The sequence below is a fragment of the Eisenibacter elegans DSM 3317 genome, assembly GCF_000430505.1.
Lineage (GTDB): Bacteria > Bacteroidota > Bacteroidia > Cytophagales > Microscillaceae > Eisenibacter > Eisenibacter elegans.
In genome coordinates, this window is sequence record NZ_KE387152.1 from 157,729 (window position 1) to 171,872 (window position 14,144).

Consider the following 14,144-nt stretch of genomic DNA (forward strand, 5'->3'; position numbering starts at 1 on the left):
TCGGTACTGTTCCGGAGGCTTATTTTTGAAAACTCTCATCTCCCGACAATGCTACTAGCAGGCCCTAGCCGTCGGATGTCCAATTGCTTTAGTAAAAAAAGTGTATGAGTATCGCTATCAAAGTTCCACCTGTAGGAGAATCTATCACAGAGGTTACCATTTCCCAATGGTTCAAGCAAAGCGGCGATATGGTATCTCAAGACGAACCTATCTGTGAGCTAGAATCTGATAAAGCGGCTTTTGAGCTACCCTCAGAAGCTACCGGCATCTTGACGGTGTTGGTGGCCGAAGGGGAAACTGTAGCCGTAGGAACTGTTGTGGCCTCTATAGCACCGGCGACGGCCAGCACCGCTACAGCCCAAAAACCTGTAGCAGCCTCTGCCATCGCCAGCACCCCTACCCAACAAAAGTTTGAACAAACCTCTAATACTGTGAAAGAAACAAGAGAAATCCGTGTAGTACCTTTTGGCGAATCGATTACAGAAGTAACCATCGGTACTTGGCTCAAGAGTGATGGAGATTTTGTGGCCTTGGATGAGCCTATGGTCGAAATTGAAACCGACAAAGCCACGCAAGAATTTCCGGCAGAAGTAGCCGGAATCTTGCGCATCGTAGCCCAAGAGGGCGATGTATTGGCCATCGGCGACCTAATCTGTAAAATAGAAGTAACCGACGAAGTGCCCGCCGACAGTGGAAAGACCGCTGATACCCCTGCACCCGTCGCCCAGACAGCCAGCGCCGGTAGTACCAGCGCTACCAGCAGCCACGCCGCCGGGCATCCCTCGCCCGCTGCCGCCAAAATCTTGAGTGAGAAAGGTGTCAGCCCTAGCGATGTCAGTGGCACCGGCGTAGGCGGACGCATCACCAAGCAAGATGCCGTAGAAGCCAAAGCCTCTACCCCCGCCAACAATGGCAGCGCCGGCACTGCTTCGACTAACCAAGCACCTGCTGCCCCCGCCGCCCAAGGTGGTAGCCGCAACCAACGCCGCGAGCGTATGTCGGCCTTGCGCAAAACCATTGCCCGCCGATTGGTATCCGTCAAAAACGAAACGGCCATGCTCACCACCTTCAACGAGGTGAATATGCAGCCCATTATGGATATGCGCAAGAAGTACAAAGACCTCTTCAAAGACAAACACGAAGTAGGCCTTGGCTTTATGTCCTTCTTTGTAAAAGCTTGCTGCGTAGCGCTGAAAGAGTTCCCACAAGTCAATGCGATGATAGATGAGACCGAAATCGTCTTCAACGACTTCTGCGACGTGTCTATTGCCGTCTCTGCGCCACGAGGCTTGGTAGTGCCCGTAATCCGAAATGCAGAAATGCTCAGCTTTGCCGGAATAGAGAAAACCATTGTGGAGCTGGCTGTCAAAGCCCGCGACAACAAGCTGACCATCCCCGAAATGACCGGCGGTACCTTTACCATCACCAATGGCGGTATCTTCGGCTCTATGATGTCTACCCCCATCATCAACGCCCCACAGTCGGCCATCCTCGGGATGCACAACATCGTGGAGCGCGTAGTGGTAGAAAACGGCCAGATGGTCATCCGCCCAATGATGTACCTCGCCCTTTCGTATGACCACCGCATCATCGATGGCAAGGAGTCGGTAGGCTTCCTCGTGCGTGTAAAGCAATTGCTCGAAGCACCCGAGCGCCTGCTTTTGGAAGTGTAAACCACACCCCAAGGCAATATACTCACAAAAGCCTCCTTCGCACGCAGCGTTGGGGGCTTTTTTCCGAATGTATACTCCTGTGTGTGGGGCTTACCCGGGGCTTGTACAGGCTTGCAAGATATACCCAAACCACACCACTGGACATTTTCCAAACCCCACAAGTTTTAACTGAGGGGTAAGTCTTATTTTAACCCCAAAATGAGGCTTCAGCTTGTCTCGGAGCTGAAGCTCCGAGCTACTTTTCCAAAAATGGCCAGTGGCGTGATGAGTTCTTTCATTCATTTTCAGTTGTGTCTTCTAAAATAGCCCACAACGGTTCGGGTATTGCCACAGTGGCGGATTTCGGAGCGCTTACTTTCAATTAAGCAGAACACTTTGATAGAAGCACAAAGCTTCAAGTTTGCACGTCACTCCGCCTTTTGGCTTCGCTGACTTTCATCGCAAACATAATGTTGTGTGCTTGTGCATTTTTTTGTTACTTAGTTTGTAATTCGTATTATTCCCAAGTCGTCAGTTGGTTTTAAGCCGAACTTGTTCTCTAAGTGCCTGATTTTAGAGTTTAATATTTCTGTATTTTCTAAATTTGAATTATCTACTAATAAAAAATCTATCACGTTTACTGTTTCAGCTGTTTCAACCTGTTTTACTTTTGAGAACATAAAAATTACGTCTGTTACAATACTTGTATCTTGAATATTATTAAATAATACTTTTTTCGTTTGTTTATAATACTAATTTTCAAAGTTTTCATTCAAATGAAATCCCAAATAATAAGCCCCAACCAAACGCAACCTTTTGTAGGCCAACCATCAGGGCGGATGATACGTAGTCATAAAGTCAACACGACGTTGTATGCGCTGACAAGCTTTTGATTCATTTCACTATTCACACTACTAAACCTATGGCACACACGGCTACTTTCAAAGATTATGTCTTCGCTACGCTGGGGGTATTGCTCTTGTTGGGCGGGATGATGTTTGTGGTCTTGTTCTTGATGGACAACCTGAGTAAGAAACGCTATCAGCTCGAAGAGGTATACTACCTAGAGCAAGCAGGGCAGCCAGTATTTTTGTTGCAATACAGCAACTTTACCAGTGGCAGAGGGGGTTCTACCAATCATAACTATATCCATCGTCTTGATCCACAGGCTGAGCCCAAGTTGGCCCGCAGACACCTACATCTTTCAAGCCGTAGTTGGAGCAACAGCAATATCCACCTAGGATACACCCAAGGGGACACCCTCTTTGTGTTCAGGTTAGGAGACCGAAACAGAGAGCGGATTTTCCTGGTATCGTTACAAGACCCCAGCCGCCGGATAGGGTCTGAGCAGCAGCTCATCCAAGCGCTGACTCAAAAATACCCAGAGCTGAACCCGTGCCTGAAATGGGATATCGGCGAAGACAATAACCTCTACTGGACTACCGAAACAGGCCAAATATACCGAATCTCACTCTCAGATTGGAGCGTACAGCCGCATAATAAGGAGGTTTACAACAGGTCTTCTGCCCCCAAACTACTCAAAACGGCCAAACACCACCTTGCCAATCCGGTTTTAGGGGAGCGTGTACGGTTGATGGGTGGGCCACAAGAAACCCTGTACATCGAGCCACCAAGTCAAAACCGCAACCGTATCGAAATCAGCATCGAAACATTTGATGAGGCAAACAGGCCGTCTGCAAAACAAAAAAATCAGTCTGAAAGCGCACAAAACCAAGCCTTGAGCCAGATTGTGTTTCTCAAAGGCGCGTTGCTGAAGCCATTCCGCTACGACAGCCCCGCCAATGAGCCTTACCAATCGATGGTGTTTGTGGCTCACCAAAACAACCTCAACCAAGATAAATCGGCACTGATGGTTAGCAAAATCAATATCGACAAAGGGGAGGAGCTATACCGTGTGAATGTCTCAGAGGCCGCCGGGCTCGAAAAGCTCCACAAGGTAGAGCGTAGCCTTTTGTTTGGGAACCAGCTCTTTTTGTTTGTACAAGGCAACTCAGAGTTGAACTTCCTCTGCCTGAACGCCCAAAATGGGCAATTGCTCTGGCGCGAACGCCTCGCCTATGGGGGTAGCCTACGCATCAGAGCGAGATAAGCTACTCAGGGCTCGTAATGCCAATCAAAAATGGGAAATTATGTGATGATAAAACACTCCTTCACACCACTGGCCATTTTTGGAAAAGTAGCTCGGAGCTTCAGCTCCAAGACAAGCTGAGGTCTCATTTTGGGGGTACAATGAGATTGAGCCCACAGTTTTAACCGTGGGGTTTGAAAAATGTCCAGTGGTGTGAAAATAAGATTAGTTGCCTGTCTCGGCGGCGCCTTCGTCTTCCAACAGTTTAGGTTTGTCAGGAGGCGTAAGGCTCAGCGCCACATCAGCCTCTACCAGATTAAATCCGGTTTTGAGCACCACTTTGTGCTGTTGTGTTACTTCGGGGTAGCCTTGTTTGCTTACTTCGTGAATGAAATTGGCATATTCAATCGGGACTAGTACGGCATATTCCCCTGTGGCCGCGTTGCTTACACACTGTACAATCAGGGCATTGCTGCTGGGGTGTCTGATAGAGACTAGGGCTTCTGTCCCGCGCTGGGTACGGTCAAGCGTGATTTTACCTTTGACCATCAGTATTGTTTGGGGCTTCATATCGGGGTTGGCCTCTCGAATATCGGCGCTGTAAATATCGCCATCGCGCACAAAAAAAGCTTCTTCGCCACTAGCTGGCATAATCAGCCCATAGTCATCATTGACGGTATTGAAGGGCGCTCCAATATTGATGACTTCTCCACAGCTATCGTCATCGTTGAGTGTGGTTTTGAGAATATCTAACCCGCCCCAACCTGCATAACCATCGGAGGCGAAGTAGAGTGTTTTGTTATCGGCTGCAATGAAAGGGGCACGTTCGTTGCCAATAGAGCTGATAGTCAGGCGCTTGAGGTACGACCATACGCCTCGCGCATCTTTGCGGCTGATGTACAAATCCATCTCGCCTTGGTAGTCAGGGCCGGCGGCAACAATAAAAATGTTGCCATCGGGCGAAATCGTCGCCCCATCAGTGGCATAGGCTATTCTCGTGGGGGTTTTGGTTTGTGAGTCTACAAAAAAACGTGTAATCCCCCCCCCTAGCCCAACGGGAGCACCCCACTGTGTGCCGTTGAGCTGAGCGGCATAATAAGGACCCATCGAGCGCGACCAGTCGGCTCTCCAACTCTGAAAATACACTCGCTGCCCGTCTGTTGAGATATTGGGTTCATCTTCTCCCATCGCCGTATTGACCGAAGCGCTGACACACACTGGCGCTTGCCACCGGCCATTGGCATCGCGAGTACTATACCAAATATCTCCATCAAACTCTGGGTGTCCTTTGTAGGTGGTATAAAAAGGCGTGGACCAAACCTGCTGCCCTCGACCCGACATAAAAAAAAGATAGCGCCCGTCAGGCGAGATAGAAAGGTTGGTTTCGCGGTATCGGCTATTGAGAATGGTTTCGCCTTTGATGCGGATGTTGCCGGGGTGCTTGAGGATTCGTGGCGGCACAAACTGCGCTTGTGTTGGCATCAGTCCCAACCACATCAAACATATACCCATCCCGATAATCGACCAGTAGTATCGCATAAGTTCTAAGGCTGTTTTGAGGTAAAAACGTAATATGATGGTTCAAAATTACACAAAACCTTACAAACTACCACGACCCAATCCCTGCTTCGTATTTGGGGTATCGCCCATACCCATTTGTTTTGAGGTAACGAAGGCGAAGTTTATGCGTTCAAAAAGCGGTTTTTCCACTCTGGGCGGGGCATCATACAGGCTTCTTGTTTGCCAAACCAGCGGTAGCGGTTACGTGCTATCCAGTGGTAGAGGCCATCGCGCAATATTTTGGGGATAATTACGCCTACATATAGTATCGGCCAAAGCCCTGTCAGCCTTCGCGCAATGCGCAGCGCAGCGGTAGAATGAGTGTATAGCCTGCCATTTTCCAACAACAAGACACTCTCTAGGGCCTCTGTGGGGAGCTTGTGATGTGCCATTACGGCTTGCCCTACGGCAGACTGTAGCGGAGCAAAGGCAAAGTACCCTTTCTTGTCGCGCAGGAGTATAAACTGCACCGAAGTATTGCATAAATTGCAAACACCATCGAAGAGTATCAAGCCTTGGGCGGCTTCGGGCAGGGGGAGTTCCATTGTTCTGGGAGTGATTGGGTTAGGGCGTTAGCGAATTGCCACCAAGTTGTTGGAGCAAATTTTGGGCTGTTTGGCGGCGTTCTTCGTCTATTTGTTCTATTTTCATTTGGAGGTATGCGGCCTCATAGCGCAAAGACTGTAGGGTTTGGTCGAGTGCTTCGAGCGGTTGAATCAACTCTCGCGTCAGCTTCTGATAACGGGCAAAGAGCATCACCTTGAGGTGGGTCAGAGAATCGAGCGTAGGGCTAGCCCACAAACTGAGGCTGAAATCATCATTACTGCTCTGGAGCAGTACTTGGGTGAGTGTGTTTTGCCATTGGGCTAAGTCATCGCTCTCAAACAAGGTTTTGAGCAAGGTATATTCAAAATATAGGTTATGCTCGAAGCCCTGATAACAACCGTCTGTAGCCGCAATCAGTACCAAGGGACCGGCGAGCGTGTAGCTGCTGGCTTGTAGCTGAAAGTCGCCCATACTGTTGATGTAATTATAGATTTTGGCATCGGGCTGGTTGCCCAACAGGCTTTCGAGCAAGTCGGGCGAGGGGTTGATGTCGTCTTGGGTGAGCTGTTGTAGGCCCAGTGTGGTCAGGGCATAACAGCGGGAGTTGCCGGCCCAAAAAGCGATGGTTTGCCACTGGGTAGGGCTGAGGGGGCGCACATACATCCCGGCAATCGTTGTCGGAAAAGGCTTGGTGAATAGTGGCGTTTCTTCGATACCAAACTGCGCACGGAGATAGGTACCAAAATCATCTTTGAGGCTATACTCAAGGTTTTCGGCAAAGTTGTCATCTAACTCGGCGTGATTAAAAAAGCCCTCGGTAATGGTTTTGGCTAGGCGCGCCGCCACATAGCCTTGGCTATACAACTCTTGTGTTTCGTTCTCGACAGTCGGGCTGACCGAAAAGAGCGCTTCTGGTTGGCTTAGCCCATCATACACAGCCAATAAACCCTGCGCCTGCTCACGTATCAAAAGCGAAGGGGGCGCATCTTCTCCCTTGTTTGGTTGCTTTTCTTCCCAAATGGTAAATTGAATCATACCGTCTAATTGTTCAGGCCGTCTTTGGCAAAAGTCGCTTTTTAGTCCTTGGTCAATTGCTTTACAAGCTCTACTAATCTGTCAAAATCAATAGGTTTGGGCACATATTCGTGGATACCGGCCTCTTTGAAATCTTCCATAGAGTAGTTTTTGGCGTTTCCGGTAATGGCTACGATGGGGATGGCCGCTTTTTTTTCATCCGATAGGGCTCGGATTTGCCGGGCACACTCCATCCCATCCATCTGAGGCATATTGATATCCATCAAAATCACATCAAAGTACTCATTTTCAAGTTTTTTCAACACCTCTTTGCCATTTTTGGCTGGGGTGATGCTATATTGCTGAAAAGACAATACCTTGGCTGCGATGTTCTGAATCACGGAGCTATCCTCGGCGATTAAGATTTTCTTTTCAGAGTTGCTCATGAGGGTATGCGTTTAGTTGTTGCTGATAATGTGCTCTAAATTTGTTAAAATTTTCTTTCAATTCAAGCCAAGTTTTGGTTATTTTTTCATATTGCTGCGTTTTGAGTAATGATTCCAGTTGTTGGGCGCTAAAGGCGAGGGCGTTGATTCCTAGGGTGCCTGCATTGCCTTTGAGGGTATGTAGGTGTCGTAGGGCTTCGGGGTAATCCCGTTGGCTGAGGGCATTTTCGCTTTGCTCGATGAGTTGTAGGGCCTCTTGCTCAAATTCTTCGAGTGTTTCTTGTACCAGATGCAAGCCCCCATACTTGCTCAATTGGGTGATGATGGCAGGGTCTACTACTTCGTCAGGCAGGCGGCTGGGTAAGTCTTCAATGATGGTGGAGGGGCCTGACTCGACAGCACCAGTAGCTTCTTGCAAAATGCTGAGTTGGTCAAGCACATAAGTCTGTACTTTGGTTACGAGTGCTTGGGCATTGATGGGCTTGGGGAGGTAATCATCTAGCCCTTGGTTGAGAAATTTCTCACGGTCTTCCTTCATCGAGTAGGCCGTCATGGCAATAATAGGCGGGGTATTGAGCAAGGCCAATTTACGGATACGCTGTGTAGCCACCACTCCGTCCATATCCGGCATCTGTATGTCCATCAGAATCAGGTCAAAGGTTTGCCCTTGCTCCAACAAGTCGATGGCCTCTTGCCCTCCGGCGGCTTGCGAAACCACACACCCGGCGTGTTTGAGGATTTCCCCGGCGACCTTCCTATTGACGGCATTGTCATCTACTACCAAGATATGTGGAGCGCGGGCTTTGAGCTGTTCCAAGAAAGTAGGTGTTTCCTCTGGTTGCTCATCGACCTCAAAATAAGGCATTGTTGCGAGGGCTTTGGCTTTAAAGCTAAACCAAAATACACTGCCTTGGCCTTTAGTCGAAGACACACCTATGTCGCCCTGCATCAGCTTGCAGAGTTCTTTAGAGATGGCTAGGCCAAGGCCTGTGCCAGCGTAGGCTTTGGAGAAAGAGTTATCGAGCTGGCTAAAGGTCTGAAATAGGCGCAGCTGGTCTGTAGGAGCAATCCCGATGCCGGTATCGTGTACGCTCAACTTGAGGAGGTACTCATCGTTATTTTGCTCCAATACTTCCAATCGGAGGCGAATCTGCCCCTGCTCCGTAAACTTGATGGCGTTAGAAGTTAGGTTAGAGATGATTTGGATGAGGCGTGTTTCGTCAAGCATCAAATAACGGGGCACATCAGCCTCACGTTGTATTTCAAACTGGTTGCCCTTGCTGCGGGCCTGCTGTAAGAACAGCGCCCGCACCTTGTCGAGCACTAGCTGTATGTCTGCCGGGGCTTCGTTTAGCTCCATTTTCCCGGCTTCTATCTTGGACAAATCGAGGATGTCGTTGAGGATATGCATCAAGGTTTCGGACGACTTCTTGATTGTATCCATATATTCCTGTTGGCGGCGGTTGAGCGCCGTACTCATCATTAGGTCTATCATCCCGATGATGCCATTCATCGGTGTACGGATTTCGTGGCTCATATTGGCCAAAAAAGCCTGCTTGACCTGCAATGACTTCTCGGCCAGCTCCTTCGCACGCATAGCTTCTTCGGATATTTTTTTCAGCTCCGTAATATCGCGCACAACCCCCTCGATGGCGATGGGCTTTTGCTGGTGGTCATAGACCAAGCGCAGGTTGGAGATAGACTGTATCACACGGCGGTCTTTGATACGTAAAGGAAGCTCTACATTGCGTAGCTTGCCTTTTCGGAACAGCTCGTAGATAGAGCGGCGGTATTTGTCAGGGTCAATACAGAAGTCTACCACTGAGCAGCCCATCACTTCTTCGGGTTGGTAGCCGCTCATCTCATAGAGCGATGGGCTGATGAGGGTAATGCGCCCGCGCAGGTCAGAGCGATAGTAGATATCTTGAAAAGACTCGAAGATGTTCCGGAATTTCTCCTCGCTCTCTATCAGGGCTACCTCTGACTTTTTTTTGGCTGTGATGTCGTGTGCAATGGCCGACACCTCTTGTATACTCCCGTCGGCTAGGCGGATAGGGTTCAGGTAGACCTCCTGCCACTGATGGCCGTCAGGGGTCTCAAAGTCGAGCTCAAAATATTGGCTTTCACCTGCAAAGGCCCGGTCATAATAGGTATCCCAAGCGCTGAGGCTGTTGTTTTTCTGCAAATCTTCGCGAATGGCATCGAAAGGTGCGCCAATATAGGGCCGTTTTTGATAAACTTTTTCGAGTAACTTGGCATAGTTACGGTTGAAAGAGGTCAGCTGCCGCCGCCTATCCAAAGACCACATCAAGTGCGAACCGCTCTCAAAGATGGCCTGTAGTCGGGCGGTTTGGTTTTGAAGCTTGGCTTCGTTTTGTTTGCGTTGAATGGCCAGAGCAATCTGCCCCGAAATAAAATCAAGCAGCTCTAGGTCGTGGATATTGTAAGTATCACGATTGCGGTAGCATTTGACCGAAATCAGGCCGATTACCTCATCCTCAAACTTGAGCGGTACGCCAATCCAGACCTTGGGCATAGGTCCGTAGAGGTTGAGTTGGTGCGTCTCAACCAAGGCCTCTATGTCTTCTTGATAAAGGAAAAGAGCTTTTTTGCCCCGCATCACAAAATCACTCAGCCCTCCTCCGGCCTTACGGCGCGTAACCTTGGCTTCGGTAATGCGCTGCTCGTCTACATAAAATGGGAACTGGATGAACTGCTTGTCGGCGCTATAGAGCTTGATGTAGAAGTTGCTTACTTCTATTACTTTCTTCAGCTCCTCGTGGATATTATGGTAAAGCTGGTGTAGGTCATGGCTTTTGATGGTCAGGTTGGCAATGCTGTAGTAAAGCGTTTGGGCTTTTTCGGCACGTATTTTCTCCGTAATATCATACAAAATCCCCCTGATGGCAGTGGGTTTCCCGCCTTCCATCCGAAAAGTAAGGCTGCCTTCAAGGTATACCGGTTTATTTTGTTTGTTGAGCAAGACCGTCTGAAAGCGTTGGTTGGTCAAGCCAAGGCTGATTTTTTTGACCAAACCAACGGTGTCGTCCAAGCTTTTGGGATGGAGCAAGTGCCGGATATTGACCGATTTGAGCTCTTCGCTGGTATAGCCTAGTTTTTTCTGAAATGTTTTATTGGCAAACAACAGCGACCCCTCCATGGAGATGATGAGGATGAGGTCGTTGGAGTTGTCAAACAAATCCTGTAAGGCGGCATTGGTTTCGCGCAAAGCGGCATACATCTGATGCTTTTCCGTAACATCTTCGCCAATGATGGTAACCCCCAACACGGTGTCTTCGCTATCGTACCAAGGGACCCAGTTGAAGTGTACATAACGTGCGTCGGCCTGGCGTGTCAAGATAACCCTATCCGCATCGGCCTGAAAAGCACCTTTTTGCAGACGGCTCTCAAATTCCTTGCGGCGGGTTTGCCGCTCTTCTTCGGGTGGGAAAATATCAAAATAGTTCTTGCCTATGAGTTCGCTTTTGCTCCAGCCCATTACTTCTACAAAGTGGCTGTTGCAGAACAAGATGGTGCCATCCGCTTTGAGCGTAATGGCATATAGAAAGGTATAATCTAGCGACTGGTGCAGGCGGGCTTCCATATTGGGTAGCGCCAAAGTCGGGTTGAGCTGTTGTAGCTGGGCTTTGAGTGCTTGGTTTTCGGCTTGGGCTTGCAGCAGGCTCTCTACCAATGTTTGTTTGTTTTGGCGTGTCAATGCCTTAGAACTATCGGCCATAATTGCGAAAGGAGTCTCGGGTTGTCTAGGCGAAGATACTAAATTATCCTCAAAAGTGTGGCATTGTATGCTTAGAATCAGGGCTATTAGGGACTATTCAACAAATAACCTGCTTGTTTCCAAGGAAGGCTCAATGTCCATATATGCATAAAACCCATTTTCTACCTATGTTGCCGCAACTACGTTGCTAACAAAGCCCCAGAGGGGTGGTTTCATCGGTAGACCGATGATGGGCTACTCTGGCAGCTCTATCCAAAAGATATGGGAGTCGTCGGCTTGTTCGGCCTTGGCTTGGTAGGGTTGCCCTTGTTTTAAGACAAATCTGTCGGGTTTGTCATTGGCATCGGTGAGGTCAAAATCTTCTGCTAAATACCTGAATATCAGGGCGCTGATATTGTCTTTTCCGGGGGCTACCTCCTTTACCACTACATACAGGCGGTGTACGGCTCTGGTAAAGGCCACATAGAGGAGGTTGAGCGCCTCGATGAATTTTTTCTCGTGTTCGCGGCGGTTTTGTTCCTCAAGAAAGGTATTTTCAAGGAGTGCGCCCGTTTTCACAATGACACTATTGAGGCGTTGGCCGGTTTGTGAGTTAGTAAGCTGGGGGAGTTTGTCGGGGGGGAGGTCTACCCACAGTTTTTCTCCTGTGCGCGGTGTGGTACTCCAATCGGCGAAGGGCAACAATACGACGGGATACTCCAAGCCTTTTGATTTGTGGATGGTGGTGATGATGATGGCATCACGTTCGGGCGTGTTGATGGCTAGGCTGTCGCGGTTTTCACCCCAAAAGCTGATAAACTCACTCAAGCTACCCCCTTTTTGTTGTTGGAATTCCAGCACAAAGTCCAAAAGCCGGAAGAGATACTCCAGCTTGTAGGCGCTTTGCATCAGGCCGAAATGCCGGCTCATCTGTTCTATCAGCTCATAGAGTGGCATCTGCTGCCATTGGGTATAGGGGATGGGGTAGCCCAACACTGCATAGGCCTCTAGGTAGCTCAGGATGTCTTCTTTGAGTAGTGCTTGTATTTTTTGGTTTTCGGGGTCTTCAGGAGTGATTTTGAGCACGGTCTTGAGGAACAAGTACCAAGCATTGGCGCGTGCCAGTTGATCTTCGGGGTGATTAAGTACTTTGAGCCAAGCAATCAGGAAGAGGATGCGTTCATCGGCCTGTACCAAGAGCGAGTCTTGCGAAATCACCTCATAACCCTGAGCGGTGAGGTATTCGGCAATGTGCCTAGCCTTGCTTTTGACCCTACAGAGTACGGCAATATCGCGTAGGCGGAATCCATCGGCTAGCGCTTGGCCAACGGCCTCACCCAGCAAGTCGAGGGTACGCTGTAGGTACTCATCACTTTTGCCCTGAGCCACGGCTATTTCGATATGGCCTCCGGTACGTTGGTTGGCCGGAGGGATTTGCTGCTGGAAGCTTTCGTCATAAATCTCTCCCAGCAGTGGGAAATCGTGGCTGTAGAGGTCTACGATTTTCTGAAAAAACGCATTATTGAAGCCAATTACTTCGTGTGTGCTGCGGAAGTTGAAATTGAGTTGAGCCGGACTGTGTTCGCGGCTCAAGGTAAGGTAGCGCTCTTCGAGCCAGAGTTGGTCTTCTTCGGTCATCTCGGCGAGGCGCTCCATTTGCCCTTTGTAGAGATAGACCAACTGCTCCATTTCGCCCCCACGCCATAGATAAATGGCTTGTTTGGCATCGCCTACGATGAGGTTAAAGTGGTTTTCGGAGAGGTTATTTTCTACCAAGGGCATCAGGTTGAGCCATTGGAGCTGAGAGGTATCCTGAAACTCGTCTATCAGCAAATGGTGAAATTTTTCGCCCACCCGCTCATAAATAAACGGCACCGGCTCATTGGCGATGATATGGGCAATTTTTTTGTTGGTGTCCGAAATATGGATGAGGTTGTTTTCTCGTTTGAAGGCCTCTAGCTCTTGCTCTATCTCTTGGATGAGGGAGATTTGGTAGAGGTATTGCTGAATGAGGTCTGTAAGTACAAAGCTTTCTTGTTCTTGGGCTATCAGGGCAGCAATGCGCTCATAACACTCCCGCAGGCGCGGGGCTATGGCATCGATGCGGGCTTGGATGGCTATCTTGTCGGCGCTGGCTTTCTTAGGAGTAGAGTACCAGATATCTTCTTCGATGGCTTTTTTGACATAGTTGTTGCCTAAGTCGAGCAATAGCTCTCGTTTGTCATTTTTGGGGTCAAATAGCGCTTTTTTCTCAAAAAACACCCCTATTCCCCGGGTGCTTTGGTAAAAGTCTTGTGCTGTCAGTCCCTCTGTGATGAGGAGATTTTGAGCCGTATGTGCCTCATGGATAATTTGTTGTTCGATACCGAGGAGATAGGCATCGATTTGTGATTTGATTACCTCATAATCCGAAAGTTGTAGTTTTTTGATTTTGTTGACATATCGGTAAGAGCGCTCATTGGTCAGTTCTTGTTGGGCAAACTCGGCTAGGTCGCGCCCAATTTTGCTCCAAGCCTTGCCCTCCATCACACGGTCTATGGCCCAGCGAACCACGGTTTTTGACAGCTCTGGTTTTTCGGCAGTACCTACTTTTTCGAGCAGGCGCTGGATAGTATTGCGCATCAGCTGGGCCGTGTCGAGGTCTATTTCGTAGTTGTGGGGGATATTTAGTTCATAAGTAAACGCACTGATGACGGCATTGACAAAGCTATCAATGGTACTGACAGCAAAGTCGGTGTAGTTGTAGACAATCTTGCGGAAGGTCTGTGTGGCGCGGCTGCGGATGGTGGCAGTGGGCAGGCCGGTTTCGTCTGCAATGGTTTGGAGTAGTTGTTCGCTATCGCGGCGCTCCTTGTCGCTGAGCATTTCGGGATAGGCAAAGCTGCGCAACACCTTCACAATACGCGCCTTCATTTCGTTGGCTGCGTCGTTGGTAAAGGTAATCGCTAGGATATGCCTAAAATAAGAGGGTTCGTCTGACTGTAAGGCCAGTTTGAGGTACTCTTTGGTGAGGGTGTAGGTCTTGCCGGAGCCGGCAGAGGAGCTATAGATTTTGAATTTTGGCATCGAATGACAGGCAAAAGCACAAATTAGCATATTTGCCTGAGATATAAAAATGC

8 protein-coding genes are annotated in these 14,144 nt (G+C 49.1%); 2 read left to right on the forward strand and 6 right to left on the reverse strand.

What is annotated here, in order from left to right; translation table 11 throughout:
- Positions 1-104 precede the first annotated feature (104 nt).
- Positions 105-1,673 carry a 2-oxoglutarate dehydrogenase complex dihydrolipoyllysine-residue succinyltransferase gene (gene odhB / locus G499_RS0110965; protein ID WP_026999982.1) on the forward strand — a complete coding sequence of 523 codons (1,569 nt, stop codon included), beginning with the start codon at positions 105-107 and terminating at the stop codon, positions 1,671-1,673.
- A gap of 901 nt (positions 1,674-2,574) precedes the next feature.
- Complete coding sequence (locus tag G499_RS0110970; protein WP_026999983.1) at positions 2,575-3,762, forward strand: hypothetical protein; 1,188 nt, start codon at positions 2,575-2,577, stop codon at positions 3,760-3,762.
- A 204-nt stretch (positions 3,763-3,966) separates the two neighbouring features.
- On the opposite strand, the gene G499_RS0110975 is transcribed toward G499_RS0110970, so the two are convergent.
- The 6 genes from G499_RS0110975 to G499_RS0111000 all read right to left on the reverse strand — a co-directional run bounded on the left by G499_RS0110975 (position 3,967) and on the right by G499_RS0111000 (position 14,091).
- Positions 3,967-5,280, reverse strand: coding sequence for a TolB family protein (locus tag G499_RS0110975; protein WP_026999984.1), 1,314 nt, complete (start codon positions 5,278-5,280; stop codon positions 3,967-3,969).
- A 143-nt stretch (positions 5,281-5,423) separates the two neighbouring features.
- Positions 5,424-5,846: a thiol-disulfide oxidoreductase DCC family protein gene (locus tag G499_RS0110980; protein ID WP_026999985.1), complete on the reverse strand. Its 423-nt coding sequence runs from the start codon at positions 5,844-5,846 to the stop codon at positions 5,424-5,426.
- Positions 5,847-5,865: 19 nt separating this feature from the next.
- On the reverse strand, positions 5,866-6,882 hold the full coding sequence (locus G499_RS0110985) for a hypothetical protein (RefSeq protein WP_026999986.1): 1,017 nt from the start codon (positions 6,880-6,882) through the stop codon (positions 5,866-5,868).
- Between the two features lie 41 nt (positions 6,883-6,923).
- On the reverse strand, positions 6,924-7,307 hold the full coding sequence (locus G499_RS0110990; protein WP_026999987.1) for a response regulator: 384 nt from the start codon (positions 7,305-7,307) through the stop codon (positions 6,924-6,926).
- Positions 7,294-11,046, reverse strand: a complete 3,753-nt coding sequence (locus tag G499_RS0110995) for a PAS domain S-box protein (RefSeq protein ID WP_051296174.1) — start codon at positions 11,044-11,046, stop codon at positions 7,294-7,296. The genes G499_RS0110990 and G499_RS0110995 overlap by 14 nt, the downstream gene beginning before the upstream one ends.
- Before the next feature lie 234 nt (positions 11,047-11,280).
- Positions 11,281-14,091: a UvrD-helicase domain-containing protein gene (locus tag G499_RS0111000; RefSeq protein WP_026999989.1), complete on the reverse strand. Its 2,811-nt coding sequence runs from the start codon at positions 14,089-14,091 to the stop codon at positions 11,281-11,283.
- Positions 14,092-14,144 lie beyond the last annotated feature (53 nt).